Source organism: Enterococcus sp. PF1-24 (assembly GCF_029893325.1).
Lineage (GTDB): Bacteria > Bacillota > Bacilli > Lactobacillales > Enterococcaceae > HY326.
Genome location: NZ_JARXWL010000004.1, coordinates 36,791 through 49,459 on the forward strand (window position 1 = coordinate 36,791; position 12,669 = coordinate 49,459).

At 35.6% G+C, this 12,669-nt stretch carries 15 protein-coding genes, 1 tRNA gene and 1 other annotated feature; of the genes, 7 read left to right on the forward strand and 9 right to left on the reverse strand.

Annotated features, from left to right (window positions below; all coding sequences use genetic code 11):
- Window positions 1–75 precede the first annotated feature (75 nt).
- Window positions 76–777 carry an XRE family transcriptional regulator gene (locus tag M2139_RS02685; protein WP_280737397.1) on the forward strand — a complete coding sequence of 234 codons (702 nt, stop codon included), beginning with the start codon at window positions 76–78 and terminating at the stop codon, window positions 775–777.
- 124 nt (window positions 778–901) lie between these two features.
- Window positions 902–2,056, forward strand: a complete 1,155-nt coding sequence (locus M2139_RS02690; protein ID WP_280737398.1) for a site-specific integrase — start codon at window positions 902–904, stop codon at window positions 2,054–2,056.
- Between the two features lie 117 nt (window positions 2,057–2,173).
- Here the strand turns inward: M2139_RS02690 and M2139_RS02695 are convergent, their stop codons facing one another.
- The 6 genes from M2139_RS02695 to rplU all read right to left on the reverse strand — a co-directional run bounded on the left by M2139_RS02695 (window position 2,174) and on the right by rplU (window position 6,314).
- Window positions 2,174–2,437, reverse strand: a complete 264-nt coding sequence (locus M2139_RS02695) for a type B 50S ribosomal protein L31 (protein ID WP_280737399.1) — start codon at window positions 2,435–2,437, stop codon at window positions 2,174–2,176.
- A gap of 100 nt (window positions 2,438–2,537) precedes the next feature.
- Window positions 2,538–3,833: a transcription termination factor Rho gene (gene rho, locus M2139_RS02700; RefSeq protein WP_280737400.1), complete on the reverse strand. Its 1,296-nt coding sequence runs from the start codon at window positions 3,831–3,833 to the stop codon at window positions 2,538–2,540.
- Entirely contained in the window at window positions 3,833–5,104 is a 1,272-nt protein-coding gene (locus M2139_RS02705; RefSeq protein WP_280737401.1) for a UDP-N-acetylglucosamine 1-carboxyvinyltransferase, read from the reverse strand. The genes rho and M2139_RS02705 overlap by 1 nt, the downstream gene beginning before the upstream one ends.
- Before the next feature lie 219 nt (window positions 5,105–5,323).
- Window positions 5,324–5,611: a 50S ribosomal protein L27 gene (gene rpmA / locus M2139_RS02710; RefSeq protein WP_280737402.1), complete on the reverse strand. Its 288-nt coding sequence runs from the start codon at window positions 5,609–5,611 to the stop codon at window positions 5,324–5,326.
- A 22-nt stretch (window positions 5,612–5,633) separates the two neighbouring features.
- Window positions 5,634–5,975 (reverse strand): ribosomal-processing cysteine protease Prp, encoded by a 342-nt coding sequence (locus tag M2139_RS02715; protein ID WP_280737403.1) that lies wholly within the window; start codon window positions 5,973–5,975, stop codon window positions 5,634–5,636.
- 30 nt (window positions 5,976–6,005) lie between these two features.
- The gene (gene rplU / locus M2139_RS02720; RefSeq protein WP_280737404.1) at window positions 6,006–6,314 is read right to left on the reverse strand and encodes a 50S ribosomal protein L21; all 309 of its coding nucleotides are present in this window, start codon (window positions 6,312–6,314) and stop codon (window positions 6,006–6,008) included.
- Between the two features lie 19 nt (window positions 6,315–6,333).
- Window positions 6,334–6,408, reverse strand: a sequence feature (ribosomal protein L21 leader region).
- A gap of 257 nt (window positions 6,409–6,665) precedes the next feature.
- Between rplU and M2139_RS02725 the strand changes: the two genes are divergently transcribed.
- Window positions 6,666–6,739, forward strand: a tRNA-Arg gene (locus M2139_RS02725).
- 119 nt (window positions 6,740–6,858) lie between these two features.
- On the opposite strand, the gene M2139_RS02730 is transcribed toward M2139_RS02725, so the two are convergent.
- Window positions 6,859–7,752: an ABC transporter substrate-binding protein gene (locus M2139_RS02730; RefSeq protein WP_280737494.1), complete on the reverse strand. Its 894-nt coding sequence runs from the start codon at window positions 7,750–7,752 to the stop codon at window positions 6,859–6,861.
- Window positions 7,753–8,009: 257 nt separating this feature from the next.
- On the opposite strand from M2139_RS02730, the gene M2139_RS02735 reads away from it, so the two are divergent.
- From M2139_RS02735 to M2139_RS02750, 4 genes are all read left to right on the forward strand, one after another.
- Window positions 8,010–8,813 carry an ABC transporter ATP-binding protein gene (locus tag M2139_RS02735; protein WP_280737405.1) on the forward strand — a complete coding sequence of 268 codons (804 nt, stop codon included), beginning with the start codon at window positions 8,010–8,012 and terminating at the stop codon, window positions 8,811–8,813.
- Window positions 8,803–9,792, forward strand: a complete 990-nt coding sequence (locus tag M2139_RS02740; protein WP_280737495.1) for an iron ABC transporter permease — start codon at window positions 8,803–8,805, stop codon at window positions 9,790–9,792. The genes M2139_RS02735 and M2139_RS02740 overlap by 11 nt, the downstream gene beginning before the upstream one ends.
- On the forward strand, window positions 9,789–10,772 hold the full coding sequence (locus M2139_RS02745) for an iron ABC transporter permease (RefSeq protein WP_280737406.1): 984 nt from the start codon (window positions 9,789–9,791) through the stop codon (window positions 10,770–10,772). Before M2139_RS02740 ends, M2139_RS02745 begins: the two co-directional genes overlap by 4 nt.
- Window positions 10,773–11,139: 367 nt before the next feature.
- The gene (locus M2139_RS02750) at window positions 11,140–11,313 is read left to right on the forward strand and encodes a hypothetical protein (RefSeq protein ID WP_280737407.1); all 174 of its coding nucleotides are present in this window, start codon (window positions 11,140–11,142) and stop codon (window positions 11,311–11,313) included.
- Window positions 11,314–11,381: 68 nt separating this feature from the next.
- Here M2139_RS02750 and M2139_RS02755 read toward each other — a convergent pair whose 3' ends face one another.
- Entirely contained in the window at window positions 11,382–12,074 is a 693-nt protein-coding gene (locus tag M2139_RS02755) for a zinc metallopeptidase (protein WP_280737408.1), read from the reverse strand.
- A gap of 181 nt (window positions 12,075–12,255) precedes the next feature.
- Window positions 12,256–12,597 carry a zinc ribbon domain-containing protein YjdM gene (locus M2139_RS02760; RefSeq protein WP_280737409.1) on the reverse strand — a complete coding sequence of 114 codons (342 nt, stop codon included), beginning with the start codon at window positions 12,595–12,597 and terminating at the stop codon, window positions 12,256–12,258.
- Between the last annotated feature and the right edge of the window lie 72 nt (window positions 12,598–12,669).

Consider the following 12,669-nt stretch of genomic DNA (forward strand, 5'->3'; position numbering starts at 1 on the left):
GCGACACTTTTTTGTTGCAAAAATGCAACACTTGCTTTACAATGAATTTAAACAAATTTAAAAGGAGGTATTTTTATGTCTGTTGGGGAAAGAATGAAGCAAAGAAGAAAAGAATTAGGAATAAGTGCGGATATAGTAGCAAAAAAGCTATCAGTTTCAAGGTCTACTATTTTCAGATATGAAAAAGGGGATATTGAAAAGCTACCAACTAAAATTCTTGATGACATAGCTGATGTTCTCAAAACTACACCTGCCTACCTAATGGGTTGGACAGATGATACTGCTGATATTCTTCCTATTTACAAAAAGCTAAATAAAAAAAGGAAAAATAATGTTTATGTTTTTGCAACAAAACAACTAGAAGAACAACAACTTGTAGTAGAAGAAAATACGATTGAATTTCCTACTAAAGAAATCCTAAATGGTCGTTCTACTGCTGCTGGTACTCCATTAGATGGCGATTTACAAGATGAGAACACCATTACTATGATTGTCAGCCAACGTGATATTCCTAAAAATGCAGACGAGATAGTAACCATTGCTGGAGATTCAATGGAACCTGATTACAAAAAAGGGACACAAGTATTTGTACATTGGCAGCCTGAAGTCGAAAACGGTGAAGTTGCAATTATAGCAATTGCTGATGAAGGTGTAACATGCAAAAAAATACATTACGATTGGGAACAAGGAAAAATTATCCTTCGTTCAATCAATGACAAATATGCTGATATGATATATCCGATGAAAAACATTAGGATTATTGGAAAAGTTTTATAACCCATTCCTCTCTCTGGTGAGTTCATATACGTTCGATTCGTATTAGAGGATTTATTTATATAGAGAAAGGTGGGGATTCACATCTATTTCATTCACTCTACATGCTGGCGGCAAGAAGGGAAGAATGAAATTGATAAAAAAATACAACAAAAAAGATGGTTCAACTGCCTATTTATTCAAAACATACTTAGGGATTGATCCTTACACAGGAAAGAAAAAATATACAACAAAAAGAGGATTTAAAACAAAAAAAGAAGCTAAGCTTGCTATGGGAAGGCTTCAGTTTCAATACAAAACAAACGAAGCAGTGATTGATTCAAAAATCACATTTGAGCAGTTAGCAGAAATGTGGTTGGAACAATATCAAAACACCGTTAAGGAAAGTACCTTTGTAGTCCAAAAATTGGCATTAACTAAACATGTGCTGCCATTATTTGGGAAAATTAAAGTATCTAAAATTACTATTCCTTATTGTCAAACACAGGTCAATCACTGGTTTTCCTATTACAAAAAATATTCAAATTTAATAGGGCTCACTTCTTCGATTTTTCAGTTCGGAATTAGTCTTAGAATAATTCAAACAAACCCTATGGACGGAATTGTTAGACCAAAACGCCGCAAAAAAATTGATGAAGAAGAAATTTCCACTCCTCATTACACAAAAAATGAATTGAATGCATTTTTGAATATTGTGAGCAGTAAATATTCTCTTCAATTATATGCCATGTTTAGGATACTAGCTTTTACAGGCTTAAGAAAAGGTGAACTGCTTGCACTTCGTTGGAAAGATATTAATTTCAGTGCAAAAACTTTATCTGTAAAACAAACATTAACTACTGTCAAAGATTGGAAATTAGATTTTCAAACTCCAAAAACTGCAAAAAGTAGCCGAACGATTTCAATTGATGATGAGACTATTCATACTATCAAAAAATGGAAAAATGAACAACGTAAAATTTTATTTAAAATGGGGATAAATAGTCTTGATATAAATCAATTATTATTTACTCAATTAGATTCTAACAGACCTATCTATTTAGATTTCTTAAATCACAATCTCAAACAAATCATTAATGAAAATAAATTGAACTATATTACCGTTCATGGCTTCAGACATACACATTGTAGTTTATTATTTGAATCTGGTGCAACTATAAAAGAAGTCCAAGAAAGATTAGGACATACTGATATTAAAACGACTATGAACATCTACGCTCATGTTACCGAACAACAAAAAGAAAAAACCGCAAATAATTTTGCGGCATTCATGAGCAACTAGAAAGTCATTTTTTTCAAAAAGTATGGTCAAAAGTATGGTCAAAAAGAAAAAGAGGATTTTCTCTCGTGGAGAAAACCCTCATAAGCGTTGATATAACAACGTTTTCTTTGACCTGTCTTATTCCGCAGCGTTTGCGTCTTTGAGACCGTATTTTTTGTTGAAACGGTCCACACGTCCGTCTGCTTGTGTGAATTTTTGACGTCCAGTGTAGAATGGATGAGAGTCAGAAGTTACTTCGACACGGATTACTGGGTAAGTGTTACCATCTTCCCATTCAACAGTTTCTTGGCTGTTCTTAGTAGAACCTGACAAGAATTTGAAACCTGTTGTTGAATCCATAAATACTACTGGATGATATTCTGGATGGATTTCTTTTTTCATGTTTAAATTACGCTCCTTCGCCCTGAATCATTTGCTGAAACAGAGTTATTTTGTCGATATACAACACTCATATCTTATCATGATTTAAGTTCAGTTGCAATTATCTTTTTAAATTTCTTTTTGAAGAACGGTTGCCAAAATTAACATCTTGGAAAGCTTTCAAAAAGTCTTGATTATTTTTGCTTTTTCGTAAAAATTGAACGAATTGTTCGGTATACTCTAAAGAGTCGCCACTCATGTGATTACGCAATTTCCATGTTTCTTCTAATTGCGCTGGTGTCATTAACAATTCTTCTTTACGAGTACCAGATTTTTTAATATCAATCGCTGGGAAAATACGACGTTCAGCTAAATCACGAGATAGATGCAATTCTAAATTGCCAGTTCCTTTAAACTCTTCGTAAATAATATCGTCCATGCGACTACCCGTATCCACTAAAGCTGTCGCTAAAATCGTCAAGCTGCCGCCTTCTTCAATATTCCGGGCTGCCCCGAAGAATTTTTTTGGTTTATATAACGCCGCCGGATCAATCCCACCACTTAAAGTTCGGCCACTAGGGGGAATTACTAAGTTGTAAGCTCGCGCTAAACGGGTAATACTATCCATTAAAATAACAACATCCCGCTTATCTTCTACCAAACGCATCGCCCGCTCTAACACTAATTCTGAAACTCGGGTATGATTTTGCGGCTGTTGATCAAAGGTTGATGAAACTACATCGCCTTTTACACTTCGCTCTAAATCCGTTACTTCTTCAGGTCTTTCGTCAATTAGTAGTAAAATTAATTCAACATCTGGATAATTATCGGTAATTCCGTTGGCAATTTCTTTCAGCACGCTAGTTTTACCTGCTTTTGGCGGTGCCACTATTAAGCCCCGCTGACCAAAACCAACCGGTGCAAATAAATCAATCATCCGGGTAGCTAAGCGGCCAGGTGTTGTTTCTAAATTCACCTGTTTGTTAGGATATAGCGGTGTTAAGGCTGGAAAATGCGGACGTTCTTTGGCTTCTTCGGGATCTTTACCATTAACTGATTCCACATGCATCAAGCCATAATAACGTTCTGATTCTTTCGGTGGGCGGGCTTTACCGGCAACTTTATCGCCATTTCGTAAACCAAATCTGCGGATTTGTGAAGAAGAAATATAAATATCTTCCGCACTTGGTCCATAGTTAATTGGTCTTAAAAAGCCGTAACCCTCTTGACCAACAATATCAAGAACGCCTTCCATATAGAAAAAACCTTGTTTTTCAGCTTGGGCGCGAATAACTGCTAAAGCTAATTCTTTTTTGTTCATTTGACTATAGTAAGGGATTTTAAAATCCTTGGCATAAGCATAAATCTCTTTGAGAGTTTTGGTTTCCAATTCCCCCATTGTTAAATAGTCGCTCATTATTTTTCCGCCTCTTCTTCGATCATTTCGATATCAGCACCTAAATTTGTCAACTTTTCAATAATATGATCATAGCCACGCAAAATATACTCAACATTAAAAATTGTCGTTGTTCCTTCTGCCATCAAGCCAGCAATAACAAGACATGCCCCTGCTCGTAAATCAGAAGCAACAACTTCTGTTCCTTGTAGCTTAGCCGGGCCATTTAACATAATTAAATTGCCTTCAACAGTAGCATCTGCTCCCATTCTTGCTAATTCTGGAATATGGTTAATTCTTTTTTCGTAAATGGTATCACTAATTTCCGCTTTGCCATTAGCTTTTAAAAGTAACGGCGTAAGTGGCTGTTGTAAATCTGTTGCAAAACCTGGATAAGGATAGGTTTTTACATTAACAGCTTTTAAGTCATGAGAAGGAAAAACATGGATTTCATCTTCACGAATATCCATCCGCACACCCATCTCTTGCAGCTTAGCAATAAAACTTTCCAAATGCTCAAAAATGACGTTTTTCACTGTAACACCTTCACCAGCTGCTGCCGCTAAAGATAAATAAGTACCTGCTTCAATCCGGTCAGGAATAATGGAATGACGACAGCCATGTAGCTGTTCCACCCCTTCAATTCGGATAATATCAGTACCAGCACCACGAATTTCAGCGCCCATATTGTTTAAAAGTGTAGCGACATCAATAATTTCTGGTTCACGGGCTGCATTTTCAATAATCGTTTTACCTTTGGCTTTTACAGCCGCTAACATCACGTTGATAGTTGCGCCAATTGAAACCATATCCATGAAAATCCGTGTTCCTTGCAAACCCTCTTCAGAAGTCCGCAAATACATGGCACCATGCTCGTTATTAACTTCTGCACCAAGCGCTTCAAAGCCCTTAACATGTAAATCAATCGGTCGTGGCCCTAAATAACAACCACCAGGCAAACCAACAACCGCTTCACCAAATTTACCAAGCAATGAGCCCATAAAATAGTAAGAAGCTCTTAAACTATTAATTTTACCACTAGGCATTGGCACGGAAATAATTTCACTAGGGTCAATAATCAATTGATTGTTGGCAAAAGTTGTTTTTGCACCCATAATTTCAAGAATTTCAATCAAGGAATGAACATCGTTAATATCGGGAACACCGTCAAGTGTAACTGGGGAATCGGCAAGAATAGCTGCGGGAATCAAAGCAACGGCACTATTTTTAGCGCCACTTATCGTAACTTCACCTTTTAGTGGACGACCACCATTAATTTTTATTTTTTTCATTTATATATTCACCTATAATATTTGAATTTTTAAGTTTTTTTTAATTTTCGCACTAAAATTCATTTTACCATAATTATCATTCTGACAAAAGCAGATATATAAGAATTCACTTGAAAATCCTAATAAATAAGTGTCTAAAAAGGAATTCCTCCAAAAAAAGTGTATACAAAAAAGCTAGAATCCTTATCATCTAAAGATTCTAGCTAGAATATCATACTTTTATTGAGCTTTTGGGTAAACTGAAACTTGCTTTTTGTCGCGACCTTTACGTTCGAAACGTACTACACCATCACATTTAGCGAATAATGTATCATCGCCACCAATACCAACGTTTACTCCTGGGTAAATTCTTGTACCACGTTGACGGTAAAGAATTGATCCACCAGTAACAGTTTGTCCATCAGCGCGTTTTGCACCTAAACGTTTAGATTCTGAATCACGACCGTTTGAAGTAGAACCGCCACCTTTTTTATGGGCGAATAATTGTAAATTAAGTTTTAATAACATGTTCGGCACCTCCTACTATTTATTATTGATTAATTGTTTTTATTTGAAGATACTCTGAATATTCTTCTTGAATCGATTGGAAGCCGATTGCTAAGCTTTCCAAAAGAATTTGAGCAATATTAATTTGTTCTTGGTTGATTGCTGTTGACATCACTGCCGACAGATAACCACCTTCGATTTCATCAACTTTAACAATTGGCTGAAACCCAGCTAACGCATCAATACTGTTCAAGGTTGTGATAGCTAAAGACGAAGCCGCTGCACAAACAATGTCTTCTCCTTCAACACCAAACCCGGCATGACCAGTAATTTCAAAAGAAGTTACTTGCCCTGCTTCATTTCGATAAAAAGTTCCTAAAATCATCAGAAATTAGGCCTTCTTTCTCGCATCAAACTATGCGTTGATTGCGTTGATAACAACTTTTGTGTAAGGTTGACGATGACCTTGTTTACGGTGAGTATGTTTTTTAGGTTTGTATTTGAAAGTAACAACTTTCTTTTGTTTACCGTGTTTTTCAACAGTTCCTTCAACAGTTGCACCAGCAACAGTAGGCGTACCTACAGTTGTAGTTTCACCACCGACTAAAATAACTTCGTCAAAAACAACTTTTTCGCCAGCTTCTACGTTTAATTTTTCAACGTAAATTGCTTGACCAACCTCAACTTTTACTTGTTTACCACCAGTTTTGATAATTGCGTACATGCTTAACAGCACCTCCTTATAATATACTTAGACTCGCCATCCCAAGTGACAATCCCTTGTACTTAATACTTGTTCTGTGCGGTTGTAGCTGTGGAGTCCACAATTACAACATTAACATCATAACAAATATTTTCAGAAAAAGCAATGATTTTTTCTGAAGCCACAACAATATTCAGCAATTACTCATTTCAAAAAGCAGAACAAAATTTCAATTCCTTCCTATTATATTTGGTAAAGCGAGCTGGCTCGTTGTGATTAACTTTTTATAACAAAAATTCAGATTTACGGTTGAATCTTAAGCCTGCTTCTGTTACAATTCTATTTGTTGCTAAAAACAATCTTTTTCAATTTGTGCCAGTAGCTCAGCTGGATAGAGCACTCGCCTTCTAAGCGAGCGGTCGGGGGTTCGAATCCCTCCTGGCATATAAAAATTAACAAACTGTTAGCTGATATCCAAATCGGCTAACGGTTTTTTATCCCTATATGCTATTTTTCTATCAAATCAAAAAATCCCCACGGCAAATTTCACCGCAGGGATTTTTCTTTATTTCAACTGTTCTTTAACATCTTCAATCATTTCAGTATAAGCGATTGGGCCGTTATATAACCAGCTTGATTCGCTGCTGAATTCCCACAAATTGCCATTCTTAACAGCGGGGAGATTTTGCCAAATTTGATCATCAAACATCGCTGCCCCTTGATCGCTATTAACTAAAATTAAATAATCAGCATCTAGTTCAGCTAATTTTTCTAAAGAAACAGCGCTGAAATCAGCTTCTGCTGTCGCGCTAACTTCAGCCACCAATTCAGGAACAGCAAAACCTAATTGATTATAAACTAAGTCACCGCTAGAGCGATCTTTAGCTACCATAAATGCTGAATTATTAGTTACCCACAAAATAGCGACTGATTTTCCTTGAATTTTATCAGCATAATCAGTTTTAGTTTCTTCAACTAAAGTTTCATAATCAGCAATTACTTCTTCCGCTTTTTCTTCCTTGTTTAAAACCGCAGCAATATCATTTAACTTATTGCGCCAAGTGATACCTTCCCCGTTTTTAACAACGTAAGTTGCGTCAATTTTGCTATACTCAGCGTATTTATCCCCTTCAACTAAAGGATCTGATTCTACCAATACCAGATCGGGTTCCAACGCTAATAAATCTTCATAAGGTAAATCATAATTAATTAATGGAAGATCTTCTAATTGCTCCTGTAAATACATTTGTCGTGAGCCACCGCCAACTGTCCATTGCGCTACTGGTGTCACTTCTAAAGCCACTAAAAAATCTTCTAAATAGCTCCCCACAATTCTTTGAGGATCTTTAGGAATTTCTACTTCATGACCTAAATTATCTATCTGAACGGAAGCTTTTGATTCTTCGTTACTTGTTGCAGATTCTTTGGTTTCAGCACTATTACTCCCACAGGCAACCATTGTTAATGCTGAAGCACCAACTAATAAAAATGATAAAAACTTTTTCCTTTTCAAAGTATATGTCCTCTTTTCTTTTTAATAATGATAATCGTTATCAATTAAAGATACTATCAAATTATAAAATAAAGTCAATCATTTTTTATATTCCCTAAAATTAAGATTGACGAACAGACAAATAAAAGGCATAATCGATAATCATTATCAATGACATTTAGAAACAGCTTCATAACTATGAAGTTTGTTCAAAAAGGAGCCTTATGACAGAATTACATACTCATAATCTTTTTGTCGGTTATCAAAAAAAGACAATCGTCAAAAATTTATCATTGACTATTCCTAAAGGAAAAATTATCGGTTTAATCGGTCCTAATGGCAGCGGAAAATCAACTTTACTTAAAGCTTTAGCCCGGATTTTATTGCCACAACAAGGAGAAGTTTTACTAGATAATCAAACGATTCAGTCTTTAACAACCAAAGAAGTCGCTAAAAAAATTGCCCTTTTACCACAAGCCAATGAAAGTGGCATTGGTTTAACTGTTCGCGAAGTGATTTCCTATGGGCGTTTTCCTTATCAAAAATCATTAGGGCGTTTATCTGAGGAAGACTACGCCGCTATTGATTGGGCTTTAAAGGCAACTGGCTTAGCTAAATTAGCGGACGCTAAGGTCAACGCTCTATCTGGCGGCCAACGTCAGCGAGTTTGGATTGCTTTAGCTTTAGCTCAGGATACCGATATCACGATTTTAGATGAACCGACTACTTTTTTAGATTTGGCGCATCAGTTAGAAATTTTGAATTTATTGCAAGAAATTAATCAACAACAGCAAAAAACGATTATTATGTCTATTCATGATTTGAATCATGCTTCGCGTTTTTGTGATTATCTCTATGCTTTAAAAGCTGGTCAATTAATTGTGGAAGGTCCAGTTGAAGAAGTTTTAACCAATCACTGGTTAAAAGAATTATATGAAATTGATGCGTTACTAGGTACCTTTCCCAATAGTAATAAGCCTTTGGTACTTAGTTATGATTTAATCAGAGGTGAAAATGATGAAAGTTAAAAAAACGCCTTTGATTATGGTGGGGTTATTATTACTTTGTTTGCTGGTTTTCTATTTATCTTTAACCAATGGTGCCGTTATGGTTGAGAGAAAGACGATTTATCAAGCTTTGTTTCATTTTGATAAAAATAACCAAAGTCAGCAGATTATTCGTAACTTGCGCTTACCACGAATTTTGGCTTCTTTTTTAGTGGGCAGTTGTTTTGCGGTGAGTGGTGCTTTAATGCAAGGGATTACTCGTAATCCTTTGGCGGAATCTGGCTTGTTAGGAATTAACAGCGGCGCAGCTTTTGGTTTGGCTTTGTGTTTTATTTTATTTCCAAAAGCTTCAACCAGCAGCACACTGCTCTTTTCTTTTGGTAGCGCCTTGTTAGTCACTTTGATTATTTTTTTAATTACTAATATTTCTTCCAGCAGTTTTTCTGCCGTTCAGCTGGTTTTAGCTGGGGTGGCTATCAGTTCGCTGTTTTCAGCGATTAGTCAAGCAATGGCTTTATTCTTTAATCTGCAACAAGATTTAGCTTTTTGGTATATTGGTGGCGTGGCAAATGTGACTTGGCAACAATTTTGGCAAGTTTTACCAATTTTCATTTTTGGAAGTTTGGCTAGTCTTTTCTTAGGGAATCAAATTAACTGTCTGGTTTTAGGTGATGAAACGGCGATTTCTTTAGGAAAAAATCCAGTTTTAATCCGCGGAATTGCAGTGGTTTTAACGGTTTTATTGGCGGGGATTGCAGTGGCGCTAGTAGGTCCGATTAGTTTTGTCGGGCTAATGGTTCCCCACACGATTCGCCACTTTACTGATGAAAATTATCGCTTAATTCTTCCTTTCAGCATTGTTTTAGGAGGACTATTAGTAATGTTGGCAGATTTTTGTGCTCGTTTATTAAATCCACCTTTTGAAACACCTTTTGGTATTTTAATCTCTTTGATTGGCGTGCCATTCTTACTTTATAAAGTAAGGAGTTCAGACGAATGAAAAAAATACGTAATTGGTTAATCCTGCTTCTGTTAGTTGTGACTGTCTTCACTGCTAGTTTGATGATTGGTAAAAATTTATTTACCATAACAGATATTTTAAATGTTGTTTCCGGCGCCAGTTCGGCGGCAAAAAAATTAACTTTTTGGGATTTTCGTTTTCCTCGTAGTTTATTAGCTTTGATTGGTGGCTTTGGCATTGCGGTTTCTGGCTTTTTACTGCAAGGAATCACCCGTAATGATTTAGCGGACTCTAGCATTTTAGGTATTAATAGCGGTGCGGGCTTATTAGTTATGGTTTATCTTGGCTTTTATGCACAAGCTGCTTCTTGGTTATTGCCGATTTGGGCGATAGCTGGCGGATTTTTAGCTGCTGCTTTTGTCGTTTTCTTTGCTTTTCAACCAAGATCAAGGCTTTCTATGACGAAAGTTTTATTAACCGGGATTGCGGTCAACTCTGGTTTATCAGCATTGACTTTATTAGTAACGGTTCAGCTCTCTAAAGAACGTTATCAATTTGTAGCTACTTGGTTGGCTGGTTCTTTATGGGGAACTAATTGGAAAAGTATCGGTATTTTGCTGCCAATTGTAATACTTTTAGTATTATTAGCAGTCATCAGAACGCCAATCTTAAATTATTTAAGTTTAGGAGAGGAACAAGCGGTTAGTTTAGGCGTTAATGTTGTTAAAGAACGTTTAATTTTTCTCGCTTTAGCGGTAGCATTGGCAGCAAGTTGTGTGGCTTTTACCGGGAGCTTAGCTTTTGTTGGTTTATTAAGTCCCCACATTGCCAAAAGTTTATTGCAAAAAGAATCTCGTGAAAGTCTATTACTTAGTGGAATAATCGGTAGTCTTTTAGTAATGATTGCTGATATTTTAGGTAGAATTATTTTATCTAGTGGCGAAATCCCGGCTGGTATTATTATCTCTTTAATTGGTGCGCCTTATTTTCTTTGGCTATTATTAAGAAAAAAAGTCTAAATCAGCGGTGATTTCTAAAATTGTGCAATTTTCACAATTTTTTCATATTTTATTTTTCCATAACAAAAGTCTCCGGACTTTATAGATAACAGTTGTTATCTATAAAACCGCGGTTTAATCAGCTTAAAACGACCATTTCATAAGTCCCTTAGTAAGAATTAACTAACAAAAGAAATTCAAGAAAGTCTATTTTTTTTCATAGTTTTGTGTTATTATTCTCCCATCGTCAAAAATATCTACTCAAAAATTAAATTTGTCTGTACATTTAAAGCTGGGTTAACTTTAAATTAGACATTTTTATAAAATTTTTTTGACGTTGAATCCGTTAGGCATGAGTAAGATAAAATTTGTTGGAGGATTTTATATTATGGAATTAAAAAAAGGTGACTTTGTAAAAGGTGACTTTGTAAAAGGCAGTATGGTAGCCAAAGAACCTGTTTTAGTTGAAGGTGAAATAATTTCAGTGTTAGAAAACATCGTGATTATTTCCACTGAAACACACGGGAATGTAACTATCAAAAAAAGTGATTTGCTTAAATAAGCACAATAAAAAAGCTTGTTAACTTTGAAGAACATTTTCAAAGTTAACAAGCTTTTTGTTTTTGTCTGTTAATCATTACGGCGATTATTACCAAATAATAGAACTAATCTTAATAATTGTAAAAAAGTTGCAAAGGCCGCTGCCACATAAGTTAAGGCTGCAGCAAACAAGACTTTCCGCGCCATCGGTACTTCTTCTTCAGTTAACAAGCCCCCGTCACTTAAAATTGTTAATGCTCGCTTAGAAGCATTAAATTCAACTGGTAAAGTAACTAATTGAAATAATAAAGCTAGTGAAAAAGCAGCAATCCCTAAATTAATCAAGAAAGAGTTCCAGCTTAGTAACACACCAACTATAATCAAAGGCATAGCTGCGGCTGAACCAAAATTCGCTACTGGCACAATTGCAGCTCGTAATTTTAAAGGAAAATAATTTTGTGCGTCTTGTACCGCATGACCACATTCGTGAGCTGCCACACCAATAGCTGCTACTGAAGTGGAATTAGCAGTTGCCTGTGATAAACTCAATAATTTCTTTTGGGAATTATAGTTATCGGTTAAGTCGCCAGAAATTTGTTGCACACCGACATCATGAATTTGTTGACTTTGCAAAATATATTTCGCCGCATCTGTTCCCGTCACAGCTTTCTTACTATGAAATTTATCATATTTATTAAACGTATTTTTAACATAAGATGATGCTGCTAACGAAATGACCATCCCAATAATCACTAAGAAATACGTTGGATCTAAATAAAACATCCTAATCTCCTCACATTCTTTGTCTGTTTTAACAGTTATAATTTCTAATACATTAAAGTGTAGCACGAAAATATTAAATTAATGTTAACAAAGTCCTGTAAAACGCAGAAAATTTGATTTAGCGTTTAAAGGCTATAGAAAAAACACCTTAACAAAAAATCTGCTAAGGTGTCACTGACAATTATAATTTTTTGACAAATTCTGATTTTAGTTTCATAGGACCAAAACCATCGACTTTACAGTCAATATTGTGGTCGCCTTCAACTAAACGAATGTTTTTAACTTTTGTACCTTGTTTGATGGCACCTGAAGCACCTTTTACTTTTAAATCTTTAATTACAGTCACGCTATCGCCATCTTGTAAAAGATTGCCATTGCTGTCTTTTACAACTAAGCCGCCTGCGTTTTCTTCAGTTTCACTAGCTGCTTGCCATTCATTTCCGCATTCGGGACAGATGAATAAGCCTCGATCCTCATAAGCATAACTTGAATCACATTGGGGACAATTTGGTATAGTAGCCATTTAAATTCCTTTCTAATCTTACAATAAGTTTCTTTTATTTTTTTCAACTTAAAATTGTTAGCCTATTCAGAC

What these genes read in the sequence shown, in the direction of transcription:
- M2139_RS02740 (WP_280737495.1), top strand. Translation starts at nt 8,803, where the DNA reads ATGAAAGTTAAAAAAACGCCTTTGATTATGGTGGGGTTATTATTACTT.
- M2139_RS02715 (WP_280737403.1), bottom strand. Translation starts at nt 5,975, where the DNA reads ATGATTTTAGGAACTTTTTATCGAAATGAAGCAGGGCAAGTAACTTCT.
- M2139_RS02690 (WP_280737398.1), top strand. Translation starts at nt 902, where the DNA reads ATGAAATTGATAAAAAAATACAACAAAAAAGATGGTTCAACTGCCTAT.
- M2139_RS02695 (WP_280737399.1), bottom strand. Translation starts at nt 2,437, where the DNA reads ATGAAAAAAGAAATCCATCCAGAATATCATCCAGTAGTATTTATGGAT.
- M2139_RS02755 (WP_280737408.1), bottom strand. Translation starts at nt 12,074, where the DNA reads ATGTTTTATTTAGATCCAACGTATTTCTTAGTGATTATTGGGATGGTC.
- M2139_RS02705 (WP_280737401.1), bottom strand. Translation starts at nt 5,104, where the DNA reads ATGAAAAAAATAAAAATTAATGGTGGTCGTCCACTAAAAGGTGAAGTT.
- M2139_RS02745 (WP_280737406.1), top strand. Translation starts at nt 9,789, where the DNA reads ATGAAAAAAATACGTAATTGGTTAATCCTGCTTCTGTTAGTTGTGACT.
- M2139_RS02760 (WP_280737409.1), bottom strand. Translation starts at nt 12,597, where the DNA reads ATGGCTACTATACCAAATTGTCCCCAATGTGATTCAAGTTATGCTTAT.
- M2139_RS02730 (WP_280737494.1), bottom strand. Translation starts at nt 7,752, where the DNA reads ATGGTTGCCTGTGGGAGTAATAGTGCTGAAACCAAAGAATCTGCAACA.
- rpmA (WP_280737402.1), bottom strand. Translation starts at nt 5,611, where the DNA reads ATGTTATTAAAACTTAATTTACAATTATTCGCCCATAAAAAAGGTGGC.
- M2139_RS02685 (WP_280737397.1), top strand. Translation starts at nt 76, where the DNA reads ATGTCTGTTGGGGAAAGAATGAAGCAAAGAAGAAAAGAATTAGGAATA.
- M2139_RS02750 (WP_280737407.1), top strand. Translation starts at nt 11,140, where the DNA reads ATGGAATTAAAAAAAGGTGACTTTGTAAAAGGTGACTTTGTAAAAGGC.
- rho (WP_280737400.1), bottom strand. Translation starts at nt 3,833, where the DNA reads ATGAGCGACTATTTAACAATGGGGGAATTGGAAACCAAAACTCTCAAA.
- rplU (WP_280737404.1), bottom strand. Translation starts at nt 6,314, where the DNA reads ATGTACGCAATTATCAAAACTGGTGGTAAACAAGTAAAAGTTGAGGTT.
- M2139_RS02735 (WP_280737405.1), top strand. Translation starts at nt 8,010, where the DNA reads ATGACAGAATTACATACTCATAATCTTTTTGTCGGTTATCAAAAAAAG.